The sequence below is a fragment of the Pseudidiomarina sp. WS423 genome, from assembly GCF_050750165.1.
Classification (GTDB): domain Bacteria; phylum Pseudomonadota; class Gammaproteobacteria; order Enterobacterales; family Alteromonadaceae; genus Pseudidiomarina; species Pseudidiomarina fusca.
Window position 1 is genome coordinate 1 of record NZ_JBOJLN010000058.1, and the last position, 536, is coordinate 536.

The 536-nt window shown below is 42.7% G+C and carries 1 protein-coding gene; it reads right to left on the minus strand.

The genetic code is table 11. From position 1 onward, the window contains the following. Positions 1 to 536: IS4 family transposase (locus tag ACQ661_RS12765; RefSeq protein ID WP_431668597.1), on the minus strand; the 536-nt coding region annotated here is incomplete at both ends.

The window sequence follows — 536 nt, forward strand, 5'->3', positions numbered from 1 at the left end:
CGTAGCGTGTAGTGATTTTGAAGTAAAACTTGTTTCATTTCTCGATAGCCGAGTTCGATTTCCCAACGTTGCTCATAAAGCTCAACAATATCTTCGCTTGGATAACGCAATGGATCGACCATCGACGTTAATATGGTGCGCTCTTTACCATCAATAGTCCGTGTTAACATTCGAGCTTGCATGGTCTCAGGTAAATTCGGATATTTTTTGCGTGATTGTGGCGTGGTTGTCAGCTCAATGAGCTTTTGGTGACGGCCTATTTTCCTGAGCACTTTATATTGAGTTCCTTTTCTCATTGGAATAAGCCAGTGACGTTCAACACCGGTATTTTGCCACTTGTGAAGGAGTCCTAACGAGTAAAAACCTCGGTCGAATAGGGTCAATGAATGGTTAGCTGTCGATTCGATAAGTCCTTCTGCAAGCACCATCTCATTTGTTGAAGCACAATCAAATTGGCTTCCCGTTAGAAGATGGCTCGTTAATTCCATTTGGCAGACCATGCGCACTTGAGGATATTGCTCACCAAATTGATTTGA